We start from the raw sequence: 18,600 nt of genomic DNA, 5'->3' as shown, positions 1-18,600 counted from the left end.
GGCCCGCCGACGCATGGAACCGCTGGCCTCCTGTCAGACGGAGGGCCCATGGACGAGAAGGCTGCGATCGGCGCGGTGATCGACGAGATGTACGCCATGATCTCGGGGCCGGCGGGTCCCCGGGACTGGTCGCGGCAGCGCAAGGTGTTCCACCCCGACGCGCGCCAGATGCGGACGGGCGTGGACGGTCAGGGCACGCCGTGGATCAAGATCATGTCGCCCGAAGAGTACGAGGCCGACGTGACCCCGTTCTTCGCGGCCAATCCGTTCTACGAGGTCGAGATCGCCCGGCGCATCGACACCCTCGGCAACATGGCGCACGTCTGGAGCCTGTACGAAGCGCGCACGGCGCCCGACGACGCCACGCCCGAGCGGCGGGGCATCAACTCGATCCAGCTCTATCGCCAGCCGGACGGCGGCTGGATGATCATGTCGATGATCTGGGACAACGAGCGCCCGGGCGTCAGCGCAGAGCCCTTCTAGCGCTGGTCCTTCGTCTCGCGGATGCGGACGATCAGCGACTGGCTGGCGGTGGCCATCAGCTCCCCGTCCTGGGCGAAAAGGTGCATGGCGCCGTGGGCGAAGCCGCCGTGCACCCCGTGGATGCGGATGTCGGCCAGGACCCATTCCGTCGGCACGATCCGGCGGATGCGGATGGTGTTGTCCAGGCTGTTGCCGCCGGCGTTGGCGCCCAGGGCGTTGCCGACCCCGGAGGGCACGAAGTCGGCCATCACCGCCAGCATCGGGGCGTCGATGGCGATGTTCTCGCGCGGGCGGATCCAGAGCAGCGAGCGGCCGTCGGGCTCGGGGTTGCCGATGCGATCCTCGCCGTAGCGCCCCTTGGCCATCCGCACCTCGATGCGGCTGTGCAGGCCCTCGCCCGTGCCGCGCCAGTGCATGGCGAGATCGCAGTCCTCGGGGCGGGGCGCATGCGGCATCTCGAGCCACTGCTGCGACAGCTCGCTGGGCCGCTCCCCGAGCGCGGCGTTGACGGTGAAGATCTCGCCGTCGCCGACGTGGCCGATCACCCGGGCCTGGGTGTTGTACTTGCCGGCCACCGGCGTCCACACGTCGAGGTCCACGACGCTGGGCGGCTTGGCGTAGGACAGGTACTGCGCCGTGGCCCAGACCAGCGGGCGTCCCGTCGTGCCCTGCAGCGCCGCGATCGCCGAGGCGAGACCGACGCCGCCGAACATGAACATGTTCCCGGGCGGACCGACGCAGACGTCGTTGGTGAGGGGCATGTACCAGCGGTTCGGGTTGTGCGTCGGCCGAAGGTCGAAGAAGAGCTTGTCCATCGCCTTCCTGAAAGCGCGGCCGCGCGGGCTCCGCAAGCCCCGGAGCGCAGTTATATGGGACCGAAGGAGACCTGCCCGTGCCCGCCAAGACCGTCATCGCCCAGCATCCGGCCGCCCGCGACGACATCGGCGACCTCGTGACCCGCCGGCCGCTGCCCGGCCCGCGCGTGGCGCAGGTCGACCCCTTCCTGTTCCTCAATCACCACGGCCCGCAGGTCTATCCGCCGAACAACCGGGGCCTTCCGTTCGGGCCCCACCCGCACCGCGGCTTCGAGACGGTGACGCTGATCCTGGACGGCGAGCTGGCGCACCGTGACTCCGCCGGGCACGAGAGCATCATCCGCGTCGGCGGCGTCCAGTGGATGACCGCCGGCTCCGGCCTGATCCACGCCGAGGTCTCGCCCGAGGCCTTCCTGCGCCAGGGCGGGCCGCTGGAGATCCTGCAGCTTTGGGTGAACCTGCCGGCGCGCCTCAAGATGACGCGGCCGAAGTACACGGGCGTGCAGGCCGACACGATTCCCGCCCTGGCCGCCGGTGACGCGGCCACGGTCAGGCTGGTCTCGGGGAGCTGGGGCGGCGACACCGGCCCCATCGGGTCGCTGACCGGGGTCTTCATGTCCATTGTCGACCTCGCCGCCGGCGGCCGGGTGGGCTTCGGCTCGCTGAGCGGGCGCAGCGTCTTCCTCTACGTGGTTCGCGGCCAGGTGGCGGTCAATGGCGTCGCGGTCCCACACTGGCATCTGGCCGAACTGGACCTGGAGGGCGACACGGTCGAGATCGCCGCCGAGGGCGAGGCCCAGGTGGTGTTCGGCCACGCCAAGCCGATCGGCGAGCCGGTGGTCGCCCACGGCCCGTTCGTGATGAACACGCGCGAGGAGATCGTCGAGGCCGTCCGCGATTACCAGGCCGGCCTGTTCGACAACGTCTCGGCCTGACGGCTCAGAAGTTCACCCGCGACGAGATCGCGCCGTCGACGAGCATGTTGATGCCCGTGGTGAAGGCCGAGCGCGGGCTGGCCAGGAACACCGTCGCCGCGGCCACCTCCTCCGGCGTGGCCATCCGGCCGGTCGGATTGCGCTTGATCATCTGCTCGAAGAAGCCCGGCATGTTGTCGCGCACCTGGCCCCAGACGCCGCCGTCGAACAGCACGGTGCCCGGCGAGACCACATTGCAGCGGAGGCCCTTGGCCGCGCCCTCGCGCGCGACGCCCTTCGCGTAGTGGATCAGCGCCGCCTTGATCGCGCCGTAGGAAGACGCGCCGGTGGCCTCCGCCGCGGAGACCGACGAGATCAGGATGAAGGCGGCGTCGCCGGTGGCGGCGGCGGCTTTCTCGAGATGGGGCCGCGCCGCCTCGAAGCTGCGGACCGCGCCCATCAGGTCCACGTCGACCATGGCCCGCCAGTCCTCCTCGGCGACGCCCTGCACGAGGGCGCTGGCGTTGGAGACGAGGATATCCAGGCGGCCCAGAGCATCGGCGGCGCCGCGCACGAAGCCCTGTACCGCGTCCTTGTCGGCGATGTCGACGGCCTGCCCCCACGCGCGCACGCCCTTGGCTTCGAGCGCCTTCACCGTCTCGGCGACCTGGTCGGCGTGGCGGGCGCAGACGGCGACATCGGCGCCCTCGTCCGCGAACGTCTCGGCGATGGCTCGGCCAATGCCGCGCGAACCGCCGGTGACCACCGCCGCCTTGCCCTTGAGCTTCAGGTCCATGCGCGCCTCCCGCCTTCGAGGGCGCGACCCTGCCAAACACCGCGCGCGGGCGCCAGCCTCAGCTTGCCTGCTGCGGAAGGGCTTCGTCGGGCGCGTGGCTGCGCGCGATCACCCGGATGACGCAGGCGGCCGCCACGGCGCGGTTCGGCGCGGCCCCCGTTTCCACGGCGCGCCCGTCCCCGTCATAGGCGGCCCACGTCCAGCCAGCCTTCGTTCGTGCGATCCTGAAGCCGTAACCGGCGCCGCTGGCTGCAGGCATTTGAAGCAACTCCTCGATACTTCGCGTCTGGCCGCAACGAACGACGGATGGGCCGCGACGTTCCGGCAAACAGCAAAAGAGCATCGGTCGACTCTGATTTCGCTGATGATTTGGCTGAGCACGGCATTCGAGCAGGAGGCTGTTATCTCCACCTGCCACACCTGATGTCGTCGTTATGTCTGCTCAGTGACATAGGAACCACACCTCTTTTGACACGCTCTACAGTCGCCGGGGAATTTGTCCAGACTCAAGGGGGACCCCGACCCGCCAGCTGAGGTCCAGCCAAGCTCTTAGTTCGGATTGGGGTATGCGGATGACGGGCCGCTTTGCACCGCGTCTGGCCACCTGGCCAATCGAGCCCATCGTAAAACGCCTGCGATCGCTCAGCGTGGTTTCGGAAGCCGAGGAAGCGCTTGTCCGATCGCTCGCCGAGCATCGTGAACGGCACGCGCCCGGCGAGGACCTGATCACCGAAGGCCAGTCGCAGCGGAAGCCCCGCTACGTGGTGGCCGGGTGGGCCGCGCGTCAGCGCGTTCTGCCTGACGGCCGCCGACAGATTTTCAGTCTGATCCTGCCCGGCGACAACTTCGGCATCGCTGGGCGGGGCGCGCCGCCCGCGCCCTGGAGCATCGTGGCCATGACGGCAGTGGAGACGGTCGACGCCGCGCCGCTGCTGGAGGCCGCGGTCGAGGGCCGCGCGCCCGGCCTGGCGCGCGCGCTCACCGCCGCGGCGATGGAGGACGAACGCCTCCTGTTCGACCACATGGTCCGCCTGGGCCAGCAGACCGCCTATGAGCGCGTGGCCCATTTCCTTCTCGAACTGCAGCGTCGGCTGCAATGCACCGGCCTGGGCGACAGCCAACGCTTCCCGCTGCCGCTGACGCAGGAAATCCTGGCCGACGCGCTGGGCCTTTCCATCGTGCACGTGAACCGCACCCTGCAGCAGCTTCGCCGGGAGCGGCTCATCGAGCTGCGATCGGGCGTGGCGATCCTGCTGGAGCCACAGGCCCTGGCCGACATCGCCGGCTGCGAGGTCGAGGCCGCGCGCCCACGCTCCGCGGCGCCGACGCGGCGCCAGCTCGAGGCAAGTCCCGCCTGAGGCGTCAGCCGGTGTTCCTGAGCCCCGCGGCTATGCCGTTGATGGTGAGGTGGATGCCCTGCCGCACGGCCGCCTGGTCGTCCCCGGACCGCCGGCGGCGGATCAGCTCGATCTGCAGGTGGTTCAGCGGGTCGATGTAGGGCAGCCGCGAGCGGATGACGGCGGCGAGATCGGGGCTGCGCTCCAGCAGCGCCGACTGGCCGGTGATCTGCAGCAGGGCCTCGGTCGTGCGGTCCCACTCGGCGCGGATGTGGCCGAAGACCGCCTCGGCCAGCGCCTTGTCCTCGACGAGGCCGGCGTACCGGCGGGCGATCGCCATGTCGCCCTTGGCCAGCACCATCTCCATGTTGGCGAGCGTCGTGGCGAAGAACGGCCAGACCTCATGCAGTTCGCGAAGCTGGGTCATGGAGACCCCGCCGTCGGCCACCGCCGAGCCGAAGCCGTACCAGCCGGGCAGCATGGCGCGCGATTGCGACCAGGAGAACACCCACGGGATGGCTCGTAGCCCCTGGATGCTGCGCGTCGCCTGCCGCGAGGTCGGCCGGCTGCCGATGTTCAGGTCGGCTATCTCGGCGATCGGACTGGCGGCGAAGAAGTAGTCTGCAAAGCCCGGCGTCTCGTAGACCAGCGACCGGTAGGCGGCCATTGCGGTGCAGGCCAGCGCATCCATCGCCTTGCTGTGCGGCGCGGCCAGATCCTCGGACGCCTGGCGACGGAGGGAGGCCAGCACCACGCCGGCGGTGAGCGTCTCCAGGCTCTGCCGGGCGAGTTCGGGATCGGCGTACTTGTTGGCGACCACCTCGCCCTGTTCAGTGATGCGGATGCGGCCGCCGATGGTGCCCTGCGGCTGGGCGATCAGGGCGTCGAAGCTGGAGCCGCCGCCGCGGCCGACGGCGCCGCCGCGGCCGTGGAAGAGCTGGAGCCTGAGGCCCGCGCCGCCCACCACCGAGGTCAGCGCGCGGGAGGTCTTGTGCAGCTCCCAGGTCGAGGTGAGATAGCTGCCGTCCTTGTTGCTGTCGGAATAGCCGATCATCACCTCCTGCAGGCCGTGGGCGGCGAGCAGGTCGGCGACCAGCGGCATCGCCAGGTAGCGGGCCATGGTCTTGGGCGCGGCGCGCAGGTCCTCGATCGTTTCGAACAGCGGCTCGGCGAAGATCTCCGCCCGCGGCGGCGAGCCCGGACGGAAGAGCCCGACCTCCTTCAGCAGCAGATAGACCTCCAGCAGGTCCGAGACCGACTGGGTGTTCGAAACGATGTAGGCGCGGATGCTCTCCGGGCCGTAGCGGCGCTTGATCTCGGCGGCGGCCTGGAGGATCTCGAGCTCGCGGGCGGTCTCGTCGCTGTAGGTGGCGAAGGGCGAGGCCAGCAGGCGGCCGTGGGACAGCTCGCGCAGCAGCAGCTCGCAGCGCTTCGCCTCGTCGAGCGCCTCGTAGTCCTCGGCGACCCCGGCCGTCCTGAGCAGTTCGGCGGCCACCCGGGCGTGCACGGCCGAGTTCTGGCGCATGTCGAGCGTGGCCAGGTGGAAGCCGAAGACGTCGACGGCCCTGATCAGGTCGGGCAGCGGGCCTTCGGCGAAGGCCGCGCCATGCACCGACAGAAGCGAGTCCAGCACCGTCTGCAGCTCGGCCTTCAGCGCCTCGGGACCGTCGTAAGGCTCACCCGCCGTGCTGGAGGGCCTGGGCGGCGCCTCGCCGGTGAGGATCGGATAGGTGGCGGCGAGCCGCGCATAGATCCCGGTGAGCGCCCGGCGGTAGGGCTCATCCACCCGCTGCGGCGAGGAATCGTGGGCGAGGTCGGCCAGCGCCTGCAGCTCCGGCGTCACCTCGGCAAGATCGGCCGAGATGGACAGCTCGGCGCCCAGGGCGTGGACGCGGTCCAGGTAGAGCCGCAGCGCCGCCCGCGACTGCCGGGCCAGGGCCTGGCGCATCACGGCGGCGGTGACGAAGGGGTTGCCGTCGCGGTCGCCGCCGACCCAGGAGCCGACGCTCAGGAAGCTGGGCAGGTCGCCCTCCCCCAGCACTTCGCGCCAGTGGGCGTACAGCCTGGGCAGCGCCGCCAGGAAGCTGCGTTCGAAGTAGGAGACGGCGTTCTCGATCTCGTCGCTGACGGCGATCTTGACCGGGCGCAGCAGGCGGGTGCGCCAGAAGATGGAGACCTCGCGCACCAGCTCGCGCTCGATGGCGGACCGTTCGGCGTCGGTGCGGGCGCGGTCGAAGGCCTCCAGCCCGCGCGCGATGGCGCTCTGGCGGTCCAGGACGCTCTTGCGGCGGACCTCGCTGGGGTGGGCGGTGATGACGGGGGCGATGAGGGCGCCGGCCAGCAGCGCCACGGCATGTTCGCGGTCCACGCCTTCGGCGGCGAGGGTCCGCAGCGCCCCGGCCAGGGTGTCCTGCCGCGCGTCGCCCGCGCGGATGCGGCGGCGCTGGATCTGGTCCTCGGCGATGTTCGTGATCTGGAGGAAGCAGGCGAACGAGTGGGCGAAGCGGACCGTGTCCTCCAGGCTGAGCGAGCCCAGCCGCTCGGCCATAAGCCGGGCCGCCTCGGGCGTGCCCTCGCGATGGAAGCCGACCGAGGCCTTCCGGATCTCCTCGATCTGGTCGAAGACCGCCTGGCCATCCTGGACGCGGATCACGTCGCCCAGGACGCGGCCGAGGAAACGCACGGTGGCGCGGAGCTGCTCGGGGAGCGACTGGGTCATGACGAGCGCTTTAAAGCCCCATGGCCGACCCGCGTCATCTGGTTTCCTCCCGCGGCGTCGGCGATAACGAAAGCATGACCCCGCAAGAGGCTCTGGACCGCATCCGCCGCTACGACGCCCGCCTGAAGGCGCTCGTCCAGGTATTCGATCCGCCGATCGCCGGCGAGGATGGCGACGGGCCGGTCCTGCTGGTGAAGGACCTGATCGACGTGGCCGGCGCGCCCACTGGCGGCGGGGCGCGCGTGCCGCTGGACCCCTCGCCCGCGCGGCATGCCCGGGTGGTGGAGCGGCTCCTGCAGGCCGGCTGGAGCATCGTCGGCAAGACCCACACCGTCGAGCTGGCCTATGGCGGATGGGGCACCAACCGCGCGGTGGGCGCGCCCTGGAATCCGTGGGACGCCAAGGTCCATCGCGCGCCGGGCGGCTCGTCTTCGGGATCGGCCGTGGCCGTCGCGGCCGGCCTCTGCGACGGCGCGCTGGGCACCGACACCGGCGGCTCGGTGCGGATCCCCGCGGCGGTGTGCGGCGTGGTCGGCCTCAAGCCCGGCCGCGGCCTCGTCAGCCTGCGCGGCGTGCATCCGCTGAGCCCGGCGCTGGACACCGTGGGCGCCCTGGCCCGCGACGTGGCGACGGCCGCCCGGATGCTGGGCGCAATCTCCGGACCCGACGGCGCGGCGGCCGTGCGCGAGGCTTTCGACGCCGAGGCGGCGCTGGCCGCCCCCGTGCGGGGCCGGCGCGTGGCGGCGCTTGCGCCGGACGCCCTGGGCGAGCTGCACCCGGAGGTGGCGCGGCTCTATGCCGAGGCGCTGGCGCGCTTCGCCGAGACCGGCGCGATCGTCGAGATCGTCCCGCCGCCGCCTGTCCTGGAGGACTCCTTCCTGGCCAACGGGCTGCTGATGGCGGGCGAAGGCTGGCGCATCTGGGGGCCGCGCATCACCCAGCTCTCCGAGGTGATGGACCCGTGGATCGTCCGGCGCTTCGAGGCTGGCCGGGAGATCAGCGACGCGCGTCTGGAGGCGGCGCACCAAAGACGGGCCGAGGACCAGGCCGCCTTCAACGCGTGGCTCGCGCCCTATGACGGCCTGCTTTCGCCGACTTGTCCGATCCCGGCCCCGCCGATCGACGACGTCGACGAGACGGTCTCCCCGCTCAGCCGCCTGACGCGGGCGGCCAACTACCTGGACCTCCCCGGGATCAGCGTCCCGTGCGGCCTGACGGACGAAGGGCTGCCGGTGGGGCTGCAGGTGCTCGGCCGGCCGGCTGACGAGACGGCGGTGGTCAGCCTGGGCGCGGCGTTCGAGGCGGTGTCGGGCTGGAACGGACGGACGCCGGACCTGTCGGGCTTCGCCTAGCCGCGCGTGCGGCCGCCGACCGCGCGCAACACCACCCAGGCGAGGAACGCCCAGGCCGCGCCGAGACACCAGCCGGCCAGCACGTCGCTTGGCCAATGGACGCCCAGATAGACCCGGCTGACGCCGATTGTGACCAGAAGCGCGAGCGCCAGGACGTACACCAGCGCCTTGGTCCGGCGGTGCGGCTCCAGGCTGGAGATCAGCACGGCCAGGGTGAGGAAGGTGGCCGCCGAGAGGGTGGAGTGGCCGCTGGGGAAGCTGCCGGAATAGACGTAGGCGCCGTGCGGCACGATATCCGGGCGCGGCCGGCTGTAGAGCGCCTTCGTCGTCTCGCTGGAGAACTCGGCCAGCAGCACCGTGCCGAGGAGCACCGCAGCGTGACGCCAACGCCGGTGGAATGCGAAGGCCAGCACGCCGACGATCGTCGCCAGGGTGACCACCGTGAAGCCGCCAAGCGCGGTGATGTCGCGGACCGCCTCCTCGACGTTGCGAGGGCCGATCGGGTCGTTCAGGTCCGCCGGGTTGCGGAACAGCAGGATCAGCCGCTCGTCGACCGCGTGGGTCTCGCCCTCGGCGACTTCCTCGGCGATGGAGAAGAAGGCCCAGACCGCGCCGATCGCCGCCATGAAGATGAGCAGCGCGCGCGTCTCGAAGCGTCTCAGAAAGCCCCAGAGAGTGGTCGCGAGCGCCCTCGCCTGTCGAACCGGCATGCCCCTCCTTAGTACGAGCCGCGGCTCAGAAGAACAGCCGGCACCGTGGCGACCATGATCTTGAAGTCCATCACGGCGTTGCGGCGTCGGGCGTAGATGCAGTCCATGGCCACCCGGCTGCGATAGCTGGTGTCGTTGCGGCCGCTCACCTGCCAGAGGCCGGTGATGCCGGGCTTCACGGCGCAGTACTGCCGGAAGCGGCGCCCGTACTTGGCGACTTCGGCGTCAACGATGGGGCGCGGCCCCACGAGGCTCATCTCGCCGCGCAGCACGTTGAAGAGCTGGGGCAGTTCGTCGAGGCTCGACTTGCGCAGGAAGGCGCCGAGCTTCGTGACCCGGGGGTCGTTGCGCAGCTTGTGGTCCTTCTCCCACTCCGCCCGGGCGGCGGGATCGCGGGCCAGCAGCTCGGCCAGCCGCGCCTCGGCGTCGACGGCCATGGAGCGGAACTTCAGGCACTTGAAGTGACGGCCGTCGCGGCCGAGCCGCTTGTGGCCGAACAGCGCCGGGCCCCCGTCCTGGGCATAGACCAGGATCGCCACCACGATCATGAGCGGGGCGAGGAAGATCAGGGCCGCCAGGGCGATCGAGAAGTTCATGACGTCGGTGACCGGCTGATCCCAGGTCACGGGGTTGGCGCGCGGCCGCGAGGCCGCCGTATTGGCGTAAAGGACTTCGGACATGTGACCCAGATCGGAAAGCAGCTCAGCGAAGCCAGTCTTCGCTAAAACAGGCCGAACAACCCATGGCCTCCGGATGCGGTTCCCGAATGATCGAGGTCTTATCGGATGATCACCGACTGTTGTTTCCGGGCCGCGCCCGATGCGACGCATAGACCCCTTGCGCGAGCGGGCGCGCTGAGGTTCCCTCGACCCGAACACGGGATTTCCGATGCCGACCGACTCCGCCGCCACCTACGCCGCCGTCCTGACGCTGGGCGCCATGGCCTGGCCGCTGGCGGCCGGTCTCTTCGTCGTGATGTGGACCAAGGTCCGTGCGCGCCAGGTCCAGGCGGCGCGTGTCGCCGTGCGCGTCCGGGATCGACGCTAGGCCGCCGTCGGCGACGCCGCGCTCAGCGACGGCGCCTGCTTCAGCATCCTCTCCACGGCAGCTTGCGCCGCGGCGCGGCTTGAATCGGCGCCGCGGGCGACGGTCTCGCCATCCTCGTCATAGACGCTCCAGCGCCACCCGGTTTCGATCTGGCTGAGCGAATAGGCGAACGATCGCGGCTCGTGCATCTCCCGTCCTCCGGCTGACCACGGGGTGCTGAACCCCCATGCGTACGGATCGGTTGCCGCAATGCTTCCGCTCCATCTCGCGATTGCGAAAACGTGATCGGGCGGGACCGGGGAACCCCCGCGGCGCGCCTGCATTCCAGCGGCGAAGCTTGGCTCGGGGCCCCACTCATGACTGTCACCGTCGACGTGTGCGTCTGCACCTTCCGCCGGCCTGCCGTGGCGGAGACGCTGGCGTCCCTGGCGCGTCAGGCGCTGGACCCGGACGTCCGCATGCGGATCGTCGTCGCCGACAACGACGAGCAGCCCGAAGCGCGCGAACGGGTGCAGGACGCCGCCGCCGTGCACGGGCTGGACCTGACCTATGTGCATGCGCCGGCCCGGAACATCTCGCTGGCGCGCAACGCGTGCCTCGACGCCGCCGCCGGCGATTTCCTCGCCTTCCTGGACGACGACGAGACAGCGACCCAAGGCTGGCTGGCGGCGCTGCTGGCGGAAGCGCAGGCCGGCGGCTGGGACGCCGTCCTCGGACCGGTGAAGGCGGTCTACGGCGAAGGCGCTCCCGGCTGGCTGTCGGCGGGCGACTTCCACTCGACGGCCCCGGTGCGCGTGGGCGGCCGAATTCTGAAGGGCTATGCCGGCAACGTGATGATCCGTCGTCCGACCATCGAGCGGCTCGGCCTCCGGTTCGACCTGCGGCTGGGGCGCCAGGGCGGCGAGGACGATGACTTCTTCTACCGCCTGACCGACGCCGGCGGGACGATCGGCTATGCCGAGGCGGCCCTCGCCTACGAACCTGTGCCGGCGCAGCGCGCGTCGCTGACCTGGCTCCTGAAACGCGGCTTCCGCACGGGCCAGACGCACGGCTCGCGCCTGCGCCAGGGGCCTGGCCGCGGGGCCGGAAGGCTGGCGCAGACGGGGCTCGCCGGCGCCAAGGGCGCGGTCTGTCTGGCGGGCGCGGCCGCCACCGCCTTCTCACCCGCTCGCCGCACCCGCTGGCTGGTCCGCGGCGCCCTGCATGCCGGCGTGGTCGCGCGCCTCGCCGGATGGCGTGAACTGCAACTTTATTGAAGCTTGACCACAAAAGCCTTGCTGCGGCGCGGGAACGGCTCCGGCGCCCCGGGTGTTGATGGCCCCGGAGAGGCGTGGCCCGCCGATCCAAATCGTCTGGTCGCGATTTCGCTTTCTCGGAGCCAACCCATGCGCAGGCAACTGCTTTCGATCGCCGCAGCCGCGTTCCTCGTGGCCGCGCCACCGGCGCTTGCCGCCAAGAACTCCCTCCCCGCGCCCGACTCCGCGGCGCTGCTCGCGCCCGCGGCGGCCGACTACCGCATCGGCGCGCAGGACGTGCTGGAGGTGAACGTCTTCGGCATCGAGGACCTCAAGCGCGAGGTCCAGGTCGACAACGGCGGCAACGTCAGCCTGCCGCTCGTCGGCGCGATGAAGGCCGGCGGCCGCACGCCCGGCGAATTCTCGGAAGACGTCGAGAAGGCGCTCAAGGCCAAGTACATGAAGGACCCGCAGGTCATCGTCACGGTGAAGAACGCGCAGAGCCAGCGCGTCACCATCGACGGGGCGGTGAACAAGCCTGGCGTCTATCCGCTGAGCGGCCCCACCACACTGCTGCAGGCGATCTCGCTGGGCGGCGGTCCGGACCAGAAGCTGGCGAACGTGAAGAAGGTGGCTGTCTTCCGGCAGGTCGGCGGCAAGCGTCACGCCGCGACGTTCAACCTGAACGAGATCCGGGCCGGCAAGACCGACGACCCTCAGATCTACGGCAACGACATCGTCGTCGTGGACACCTCGGGCGGCAGCAAGTTCATCCAGAACTTCCAGGGCGTCTTCCCGCTCCTGGGCTTCCTGGCCTGGTGATCCGGCGCGCCGGATGAGCCCTCGCGCCATACCCACAGCAACCTTTCCTCCGGCGGCCGCAACCTGCGGAACCGCCAGCGGAAATCGGGGTTATCAGCTCCGCTAGTTTTCCGACCCGGATGGGCCGCGCGCGGTCCGCTGCTGAGCCGAACCGATCTCGGCGACCCATCCCTCAAGAGCCCTAACGCAGGTCGCCCATGAACACCCTCATTCCCGTCTCGCACGAGGTCCCGGCGCACGCCGCGCAGGCTTTCCGGCCGATCGAGCCGGAGCGCATGCACCTGCGCCAGCTCTTCGGCATCCTGCTGCAGCGGGCGAAGCTGGGCCTCGGCGTCGCCGGGGTCGTCTTCCTCCTGGTGCTCGGCGCCTTCGCGCTGAAGACGCCGACCTATTCGGCGATCGGCTCGGTGGTCATCGACCCCAAGAGCGCCCAGCTCACCAGCACCGAGCGCCAGTCGGCCGGCCTGCCGCCGGACACCAGCGCCGTCGACACCCAGGTCGAGATCCTGCGCTCGCAGGCGCTGTACGAGGACGTGGTCCGGCGCGAGAAGCTCTACAACGATCCCGAGTACAACCCGCGGCAGGCGCCCGGCATGTTCGGCATGACGCCGGCCAAGCCGCCGATCGCCAAGCCGGATCCGCAGCTCGTCTCCCGCGTCGCCGAGACGCTGGCGAGCCGCACCTGGGTCCGCCGCGCCGGCCTGACGTATGTCGTGCAGGTGGGCTCCAGCTCGACCTCGCCCCAGAAGGCCGCCCGCGTCACCAACGCGATCATGGCGACCTACATGGACCGGCAGCTCGACGACAAGATCGCCGCCGTCACCCGCGCGAACAGCGAACTGGGCAAGAGCCTGGAGCAGATGCGCCGCGAGGCCGAACAGGCCGAGGCGCGCGTGCAGCAGTACAAGAACGCCCACGGTCTCTTCTCCACCGAGGGGCAGACCATGGCCGAGCAGGAAGTCTCGGTGCTGAACCAGCAGCTCGCCATCGCCCGCGCCGAGGCCGCCGAGAAGGCCGCCCGGGTGGCCGCCGCCCAGGCGCAGCTCCGCAACGGCAACATGGGCTCGGACGTGGGCGCCGCACTCGGCTCCGAGACCATCAAGGAGATGCGCAAGCGCGAAGCCGAACTGTCGGTGAAGCTGGCCCAGCTCCGCACCGACTTCACCGACGAGTACCCGGAGGTGAAGCGCACCGAGAGCCAGCTGCGTGACATCCGCGGCCAGATCCAGGCCGAGATCAACCGCATCATGTCGAGCCTCAGGGCCGACGCGGCGGCTTCGGCCGGCCGGGTGGGTTCGCTGTCGGGCAGCCGCGGCGCGGCCCAGGGCGGCATCGCCCAGAACAACTCGGCGATGGTCGGCCTCCTGCCGCTGCAGCAGCGCGCCGACGCCGCCAAGGCGATCTACGAAGCCTATCTCCAGCGCGCCAAGGAAGTGGCGGCGGCCGGTTCGCTGCAACAGGCCGACGCCCGCGTGAACTCGCTGGCCGCCGTGCCGACCGCGCCGTCGTCGCCGAACATGAAGCTGGGTGCGGCTCTCGCCCTGCTGGCGGGCCTGATCGCGGCGGCCGCGGCGGTTCTGATGGCCGAGTTCTGGGACAAGCACCTGCGCTCGCGGGTCGACGTGGAGCGCGAGCTGGGCGTCGCCTTCGCCGGCGTGCTGCCCGACTTCCGCTCGATCAAGCCGAAGGGCCTGCGCGGCCCGGAGGCGCAGCCGGCCGAGTACCTGGTCAGCCATCCCTTCTCGGGCTTCGCCGAGGCCTTCCGGAACCTGCGCGCCTTCCTGATGGTGTCCAGCCGCGGGGATGACTCCAAGCTGATCGCGATCACCTCTGCGGTGCCGCGCGAAGGCAAGAGCCTGACCTCGTTCTGCCTGGCCCGCACCCTGGCGCTGTCGGGCTCGAGCGTGGTGCTGGTCGACTGCGACCTCCGCCAGCGCGGCGCGACCAAGCTGGCCGGCCCGAAGGAAGTGGGCCTGGTCGAGGTGGTGCAGGACGACGTGCCTTTGTCGGACGCCCTGGTCCACGACCCCAAGAGCAACATGTTCATCCTGCCGGCCGCCGGGAAGTCGATCCCGTACGACCTGTTCTCCAACCCGAAGACCGACGAGGTGCTGAAGGACCTGGCCGAGCGGTTCGACTACGTGATCCTCGACGCGCCGCCGATCTTGGGCGTCGCCGACGCCCGCATCCTGGCCGCCAAGGCCGACCGCGTCCTCTACCTGGTGCAGTGGAACAAGACCCCGCTGCGCGCCGCCCAGTCGGCGATCGACATCCTGCAGGAATGCGGGGCGAACATCGCTGGCGCGCTGCTGACCAAGGTCAACGTGAAGGGCCAGGCCCGCTACGGCTACGGCGACAGCAGCGACTACTACGGCTACTTCAAGAACTACTACATCGCCGCCGCGTGAGCCTGACGGGGGCGATTCAGATGGCTTCCGCAGGCGCAAAACTCGCCGCGATGGCGGCCGCCGTTCTCGCGACGGCGGCCTGCCAGCAGGCGGCGGCGCAATCCGGTCCGCTGAAACAGGCGCCGGATGGCCGTCGCCTCGAGCTGGCCTTCCAGGACGAGTTCGACAACTTCCGCCCCTGGCGCAACGGCCAGGGCGTCTGGCGCACCACTTTCCGCGACGGCCGGGACGACAAGGACGACGACTTCAACCTCCGCACCCTGAAGTGGAACAAGGAGGTCCAGCTCTACGTCGACCCCGACATGCGGGGCCATTCCGGCCGGCACGGCGACGACGAAGGCCACGAGCGCCGCCGAGGCGACCGGCCGCTGGGGCTCAATCCCTTCCGCGTCCAGGGCGGACAGCTCGAGATCACCTTCGACCGGGCGCCCAAGGCGCACGCCGACGCGCTGGGCGGGTTCGAGTACGTCTCGGGGCTGATCACCACCGAGCCCAGCTTCTCGCAGACCTACGGCTACTTCGAGATGCGGGCCAAGCTGCCGCGAGGCAAGGGCGTCTGGCCGGCCTTCTGGCTGCTGCCCAAGGACCTGTCCTGGCCGCCCGAGATCGACGTGATGGAGAGCGTCGGCGACCCCTCCAAGGTCTATGCGACCTACCACTCGAACGCCGCCAAGATCCAAGGCCAGGAGTTCCAGGTCAGCCCGGGCGACTTCCACACCTACGCCGTCGCCTGGGACCGCGAGCACGTCACCTGGTTCATCGACGGCCGTCAGGTGCGCCAGGAGAAGACGCCCGGCGACATGCACAGGCCCATGTACATGCTGGCCAACATCGCCTCGGGCGGCGATTGGGCAGGCGCGCCCGACGCGTCGACGCCGCTGCCCGCCAGGCTCACCATCGACTACATCCGCGCCTACAGGTTCGCCCGATGAGCACCACCTGGGAGTTCGGCCGAGGCCGCCGCCATAATCCTGCGGGCCGCCTGCGCGAGGCGGGCGAGGAGTCCATCCGTCCGCGGCGGCTGCGCGGCGAACAGGCCGAGGCGGGCCCAAGCCGACGCGACCAGGCCGACGCCCGCGTGCTGCGCCTGGTGGACGAGCGGCTGGTCGAGCAGCGCCTGGAGGCGGCGCAGCATCCTGCGGTGGGCTGGCGGCTCGGCGCGCTGAGGCTCGACGCCGACGGCGTCTTCGCCTTCCTGATGTTCCTGCCGCTGCTGTTCATCGCCCAGCTGCAGATGATCGGCGCCGCCGCCCTCGTGGCCATCATCCCCGCCTACGCCTGGATCCGCCGCGAGCGGCTGGTCAGGACCATGCTGCCGCGGGCGTTCCTGTTCCTCCTGCCGGCGTTCGCGCTGTTCTCCGTGGTGTGGTCCGAAGCGCCGAAGGAGAGCTTCAAGCTGGCTATCGAGCTCGGCCTCACGGTCCTGGGCGGCCTGCTGCTCACGTCCGCCCGAGATCAGGGCGCGGTGCTGAGGGGCCTTGCCCTGGCCTTCCTGGCCTATGTCGCCGCCTCCATCGCCTTCGGCGGCTCGGTGGCGGTGGGCGTCGGCGCCGGGGGCTACGCCTTCTCGGGCCTTTCGGGGTCCAAGAACCTGCTGGGCGACATCGCGTCGGCCGGCATGATCATCTCAGTCGCCCTGGCCATGCTGGCGATCAAGCAACGCAACCTGATCTGGCTGGGCGTCGCAGGCGTGGCCATGCTGCTCGACCTCTACGTCGTCGTGGCCGCGCGGTCGGCGGGCGCCCTCCTCGGTCTCGGACTTGGCGTCGGCGCCCTGCTGGCCCTGGCGCCGCTGCTGGCGGTGGGCAAGGCCGTGCGCGGCTGGCTGACCGGCGCGGTGGCGCTCTGCATCCTGGCGGGCGGCCTCTCGTACCGCTGGCTGACCCAGACCATGATCGAGGTCGGCGCCCAGGTGTTCGACAAGGACCCGACGCTGACCGGCCGCACCTATCTCTGGTATCGCGCCGCCGACCTGATCCAGGAGAAGCCCGTCCTCGGCCGCGGCTACTACGCCTTCTGGCAGCAGGGGAACATGGATGCCGAGGGCCTGTGGCGCTACTTCGGGATCGAGGAGCGCGGCGGCTTCACCTTCCACAACACCGGCGTCGAGCTGCTGGTGACGCTGGGCTGGGTGGGCCTGATCCTGTTCGCCGCCGTGGCGCTGATCGGGGTGATCGCCCTGGTGAAGCGGTTCGTGGAGCGGCCGTCGATCGCCCTTCTCTGCTGGATGAGCCTGCTGCTCTACATGCTCGCCCGAACTCCGATCGAGACCATCGGCGTGGCGCCGTTCTACTTCTCGACCGTGCTCGGCTTCGCCGCCCTGGGCGCCGGGTTCGGCCGGGTGAAGCTCCCGCGCCAGGGGCACGCCTACGCGCCCGGCAACGTCGTGCGGCTGAGCCGCGTCGACTACTCGGCCGCCGGCTGGGCCCAGGAGCGGCCGCAGCCCGCGATCCGCCGGCTGCGCAGTCCCGGCCGATGAGCTTGGCCGGGGCGCGCGCGCGGCGCCGGTTCGATCCCGCGGCGCTGGGCGCGCTGGCGCTCAGCGGCTCCAACGTCCTGCGGATGGGCGTGCAGCTCGCCATGCTGCCGATCCTCGCGCGGCTGGTGGGTCCTTCGGAATACGGCCTCGTGGCGCTGGCCGTGCCTTTCGTCCTGTTCTGCAACATGCTGGCCGACGCCGGGATGAGCCAGGCGCTGGCCCGGCGGCAGGACGTGACGCCCGAGCTGGAGTCGACCGTTTTCTGGCTGGCCGGCGGCCTCGGCCTGGCGCTGTCGGCCTTCGCCTGCCTGGGCGCCTGGCCGCTGGCCATCGTCCTGGACCAGCCCCGCCTGCCCTGGCTGATCATGGCGCTCTCGCCGATCCTGGTGATGAGCGGCCTGACGGCGGTCGCCAACGCCCGGGTGATCCGCGAAGGCCGGTTCGGGATCTTCGCCGGCGGCGACTTCATCTCGACCGCCGCCTCGGCGGCGGTGGCGCTGACCGCCGCGCTGAACGGCGCCGGGGCCTGGAGCCTGGTCGCCCAGCAGCTCACGCTATGGGCCTGCAAGTTCACCTGGGTGAACCTCAACGCCCGGCCGAGGATCCGCGCCTACTTCCGGCCGTCCGAGGTGAAGGACCTGGTGCGGTTCGGCCTGCACTCCATCGGCGCAAACCTGTCGGACTTCGTTTCGCGCAACGCCGACAACATGATCGTGGGCGGGGTCCTGGGCGCGACGGCGCTCGGCTTCTACGCCATGGCCTATCAGATCGTCCGGGTGCCGGACCTGATCATCTCCGGGCCGCTCTATCTCTATGTCTTCACCGCCGTGGCGCGGGCGGCGCACGACGGCGCGCGCGGGCAGGCCGCCGACCTCGCCGCCTCGGCCCTGCGGCTCGCCTCGTCAGTGCTGGCGCCGACCTTCGTGGGGCTCGCGATCATCTCGCCCGTCGCGGTCGCCCTGGTGCTGGGCGACAAGTGGCACGCCGCCGCCCCGGTGATGACCCGCCTGTCGGCCGCGGGCTTCGGCTTCGCCCACTGCCTGGTGATGGGCGCCATCCTGATGGGCCTCGGCCGTTCATACGTGCAACTGCGGATGACCATGCTGGCGGGCGCGACGACGATCGGGACGGTGGCCGTCTTCTCGCGCTTCGGGGTGGAGACCGCCTCGGCCGCGATCGGCACGGCGGTGCTGCTGGTGATGCTGGCCTATCTCGAGGTGCTGGCCCGGGACCTGAAGGTCGCGCGCAGGCGCCTTTTCGGCGCCTTCCTCCCGGCCGCCGTCGGGGTCGCAGCGATGGCGGCAACGATTTGGGCCGCGACGCCCTGGCTGTCAGGCCTGCCGCCGCTGGCGAGGCTGGCGGCCACGATCCTGCTGGGCGGGGCGGTCTATGGCGTGGTCCTGCTGGGGCTCGCGCGCCGACGGCTCCTGGCGGACGCCCGGGTGTTCGCCCAGGCGCACGCCCGGACGAAGGCCGCTTAGCT

Annotated in this window: 19 protein-coding genes; 12 read left to right on the top strand and 7 right to left on the bottom strand. The window is 70.8% G+C overall.

Translation table 11 applies throughout. The features are described from left to right. Nucleotides 1-48: 48 nt before the first annotated feature. Nucleotides 49-483, top strand: coding sequence for a hypothetical protein (locus ACO2Q0_RS12195; protein ID WP_423351791.1), 435 nt, complete (start codon nucleotides 49-51; stop codon nucleotides 481-483). Here ACO2Q0_RS12195 and ACO2Q0_RS12190 read toward each other — a convergent pair. Beyond that, a complete protein-coding gene (locus ACO2Q0_RS12190) occupies nucleotides 480-1,298 on the bottom strand; it encodes an acyl-CoA thioesterase (protein ID WP_423351790.1) in 819 nt (272 codons plus the stop codon). The two genes, ACO2Q0_RS12195 and ACO2Q0_RS12190, sit on opposite strands and share 4 nt — an antisense overlap. Before the next feature lie 77 nt (nucleotides 1,299-1,375). On the opposite strand from ACO2Q0_RS12190, the gene ACO2Q0_RS12185 reads away from it, so the two are divergent. After that, the gene (locus tag ACO2Q0_RS12185; protein WP_423351789.1) at nucleotides 1,376-2,233 is read left to right on the top strand and encodes a pirin family protein; all 858 of its coding nucleotides are present in this window, start codon (nucleotides 1,376-1,378) and stop codon (nucleotides 2,231-2,233) included. 4 nt (nucleotides 2,234-2,237) lie between these two features. Here the strand turns inward: ACO2Q0_RS12185 and ACO2Q0_RS12180 are convergent, their stop codons facing one another. Both ACO2Q0_RS12180 and ACO2Q0_RS12175 read right to left on the bottom strand, forming a co-directional pair. After that, nucleotides 2,238-3,008: an SDR family NAD(P)-dependent oxidoreductase gene (locus ACO2Q0_RS12180; RefSeq protein ID WP_423351788.1), complete on the bottom strand. Its 771-nt coding sequence runs from the start codon at nucleotides 3,006-3,008 to the stop codon at nucleotides 2,238-2,240. A gap of 58 nt (nucleotides 3,009-3,066) precedes the next feature. Then, nucleotides 3,067-3,267 (bottom strand): hypothetical protein, encoded by a 201-nt coding sequence (locus ACO2Q0_RS12175; protein ID WP_423351787.1) that lies wholly within the window; start codon nucleotides 3,265-3,267, stop codon nucleotides 3,067-3,069. Between ACO2Q0_RS12175 and ACO2Q0_RS12170 the strand changes: the two genes are divergently transcribed. Next, nucleotides 3,268-3,432: a hypothetical protein gene (locus ACO2Q0_RS12170; protein WP_423351786.1), complete on the top strand. Its 165-nt coding sequence runs from the start codon at nucleotides 3,268-3,270 to the stop codon at nucleotides 3,430-3,432. Nucleotides 3,433-3,574: 142 nt separating this feature from the next. Continuing rightward, a complete protein-coding gene (locus ACO2Q0_RS12165; protein ID WP_423351785.1) occupies nucleotides 3,575-4,366 on the top strand; it encodes a Crp/Fnr family transcriptional regulator in 792 nt (263 codons plus the stop codon). A gap of 4 nt (nucleotides 4,367-4,370) precedes the next feature. Here the strand turns inward: ACO2Q0_RS12165 and ppc are convergent, their stop codons facing one another. Further along, on the bottom strand, nucleotides 4,371-7,064 hold the full coding sequence (ppc, locus tag ACO2Q0_RS12160) for a phosphoenolpyruvate carboxylase (RefSeq protein ID WP_423351784.1): 2,694 nt from the start codon (nucleotides 7,062-7,064) through the stop codon (nucleotides 4,371-4,373). Nucleotides 7,065-7,138: 74 nt separating this feature from the next. Here ppc and ACO2Q0_RS12155 point away from each other — a divergent pair, with 74 nt between their 5' ends. Next, complete coding sequence (locus tag ACO2Q0_RS12155; RefSeq protein ID WP_423351783.1) at nucleotides 7,139-8,416, top strand: amidase; 1,278 nt, start codon at nucleotides 7,139-7,141, stop codon at nucleotides 8,414-8,416. Here ACO2Q0_RS12155 and ACO2Q0_RS12150 read toward each other — a convergent pair. Both ACO2Q0_RS12150 and ACO2Q0_RS12145 read right to left on the bottom strand, forming a co-directional pair. Next, nucleotides 8,413-9,126 (bottom strand): phosphatase PAP2 family protein, encoded by a 714-nt coding sequence (locus ACO2Q0_RS12150; protein ID WP_423351782.1) that lies wholly within the window; start codon nucleotides 9,124-9,126, stop codon nucleotides 8,413-8,415. The two genes, ACO2Q0_RS12155 and ACO2Q0_RS12150, sit on opposite strands and share 4 nt — an antisense overlap. Nucleotides 9,127-9,134: 8 nt before the next feature. Beyond that, on the bottom strand, nucleotides 9,135-9,806 hold the full coding sequence (locus ACO2Q0_RS12145) for a sugar transferase (protein WP_423351781.1): 672 nt from the start codon (nucleotides 9,804-9,806) through the stop codon (nucleotides 9,135-9,137). A gap of 208 nt (nucleotides 9,807-10,014) precedes the next feature. Between ACO2Q0_RS12145 and ACO2Q0_RS12140 the strand changes: the two genes are divergently transcribed. After that, nucleotides 10,015-10,173: a hypothetical protein gene (locus ACO2Q0_RS12140; RefSeq protein WP_423351780.1), complete on the top strand. Its 159-nt coding sequence runs from the start codon at nucleotides 10,015-10,017 to the stop codon at nucleotides 10,171-10,173. On the opposite strand, the gene ACO2Q0_RS12135 is transcribed toward ACO2Q0_RS12140, so the two are convergent. After that, a complete protein-coding gene (locus ACO2Q0_RS12135; protein ID WP_423351779.1) occupies nucleotides 10,170-10,361 on the bottom strand; it encodes a hypothetical protein in 192 nt (63 codons plus the stop codon). The genes ACO2Q0_RS12140 and ACO2Q0_RS12135 overlap by 4 nt on opposite strands. A gap of 168 nt (nucleotides 10,362-10,529) precedes the next feature. Between ACO2Q0_RS12135 and ACO2Q0_RS12130 the strand changes: the two genes are divergently transcribed. The 6 genes from ACO2Q0_RS12130 (at nucleotide 10,530) to ACO2Q0_RS12105 (ending at nucleotide 18,598) form a co-directional block, all read left to right on the top strand. Beyond that, a complete protein-coding gene (locus ACO2Q0_RS12130; RefSeq protein ID WP_423351778.1) occupies nucleotides 10,530-11,429 on the top strand; it encodes a glycosyltransferase family 2 protein in 900 nt (299 codons plus the stop codon). Nucleotides 11,430-11,558: 129 nt separating this feature from the next. Continuing rightward, nucleotides 11,559-12,230: a polysaccharide biosynthesis/export family protein gene (locus ACO2Q0_RS12125; RefSeq protein ID WP_423351777.1), complete on the top strand. Its 672-nt coding sequence runs from the start codon at nucleotides 11,559-11,561 to the stop codon at nucleotides 12,228-12,230. A 197-nt stretch (nucleotides 12,231-12,427) separates the two neighbouring features. Then, nucleotides 12,428-14,638 (top strand): GumC family protein, encoded by a 2,211-nt coding sequence (locus ACO2Q0_RS12120; protein WP_423351776.1) that lies wholly within the window; start codon nucleotides 12,428-12,430, stop codon nucleotides 14,636-14,638. Between the two features lie 50 nt (nucleotides 14,639-14,688). Next, nucleotides 14,689-15,570 carry a glycoside hydrolase family 16 protein gene (locus tag ACO2Q0_RS12115; protein WP_423351775.1) on the top strand — a complete coding sequence of 294 codons (882 nt, stop codon included), beginning with the start codon at nucleotides 14,689-14,691 and terminating at the stop codon, nucleotides 15,568-15,570. Further along, on the top strand, nucleotides 15,567-17,117 hold the full coding sequence (locus ACO2Q0_RS12110; protein ID WP_423351774.1) for an O-antigen ligase family protein: 1,551 nt from the start codon (nucleotides 15,567-15,569) through the stop codon (nucleotides 17,115-17,117). The genes ACO2Q0_RS12115 and ACO2Q0_RS12110 overlap by 4 nt, the downstream gene beginning before the upstream one ends. Next, nucleotides 17,114-18,598, top strand: coding sequence for a lipopolysaccharide biosynthesis protein (locus ACO2Q0_RS12105; RefSeq protein ID WP_423351773.1), 1,485 nt, complete (start codon nucleotides 17,114-17,116; stop codon nucleotides 18,596-18,598). Before ACO2Q0_RS12110 ends, ACO2Q0_RS12105 begins: the two co-directional genes overlap by 4 nt. The last annotated feature ends 2 nt before the right edge of the window (nucleotides 18,599-18,600 follow it).

Source organism: Phenylobacterium sp. VNQ135, from assembly GCF_049445735.1.
Lineage (GTDB): Bacteria > Pseudomonadota > Alphaproteobacteria > Caulobacterales > Caulobacteraceae > Phenylobacterium.
Note: the sequence above shows the minus strand (reverse complement) of the source record. Positions and strands in the feature narration are given on the sequence as shown.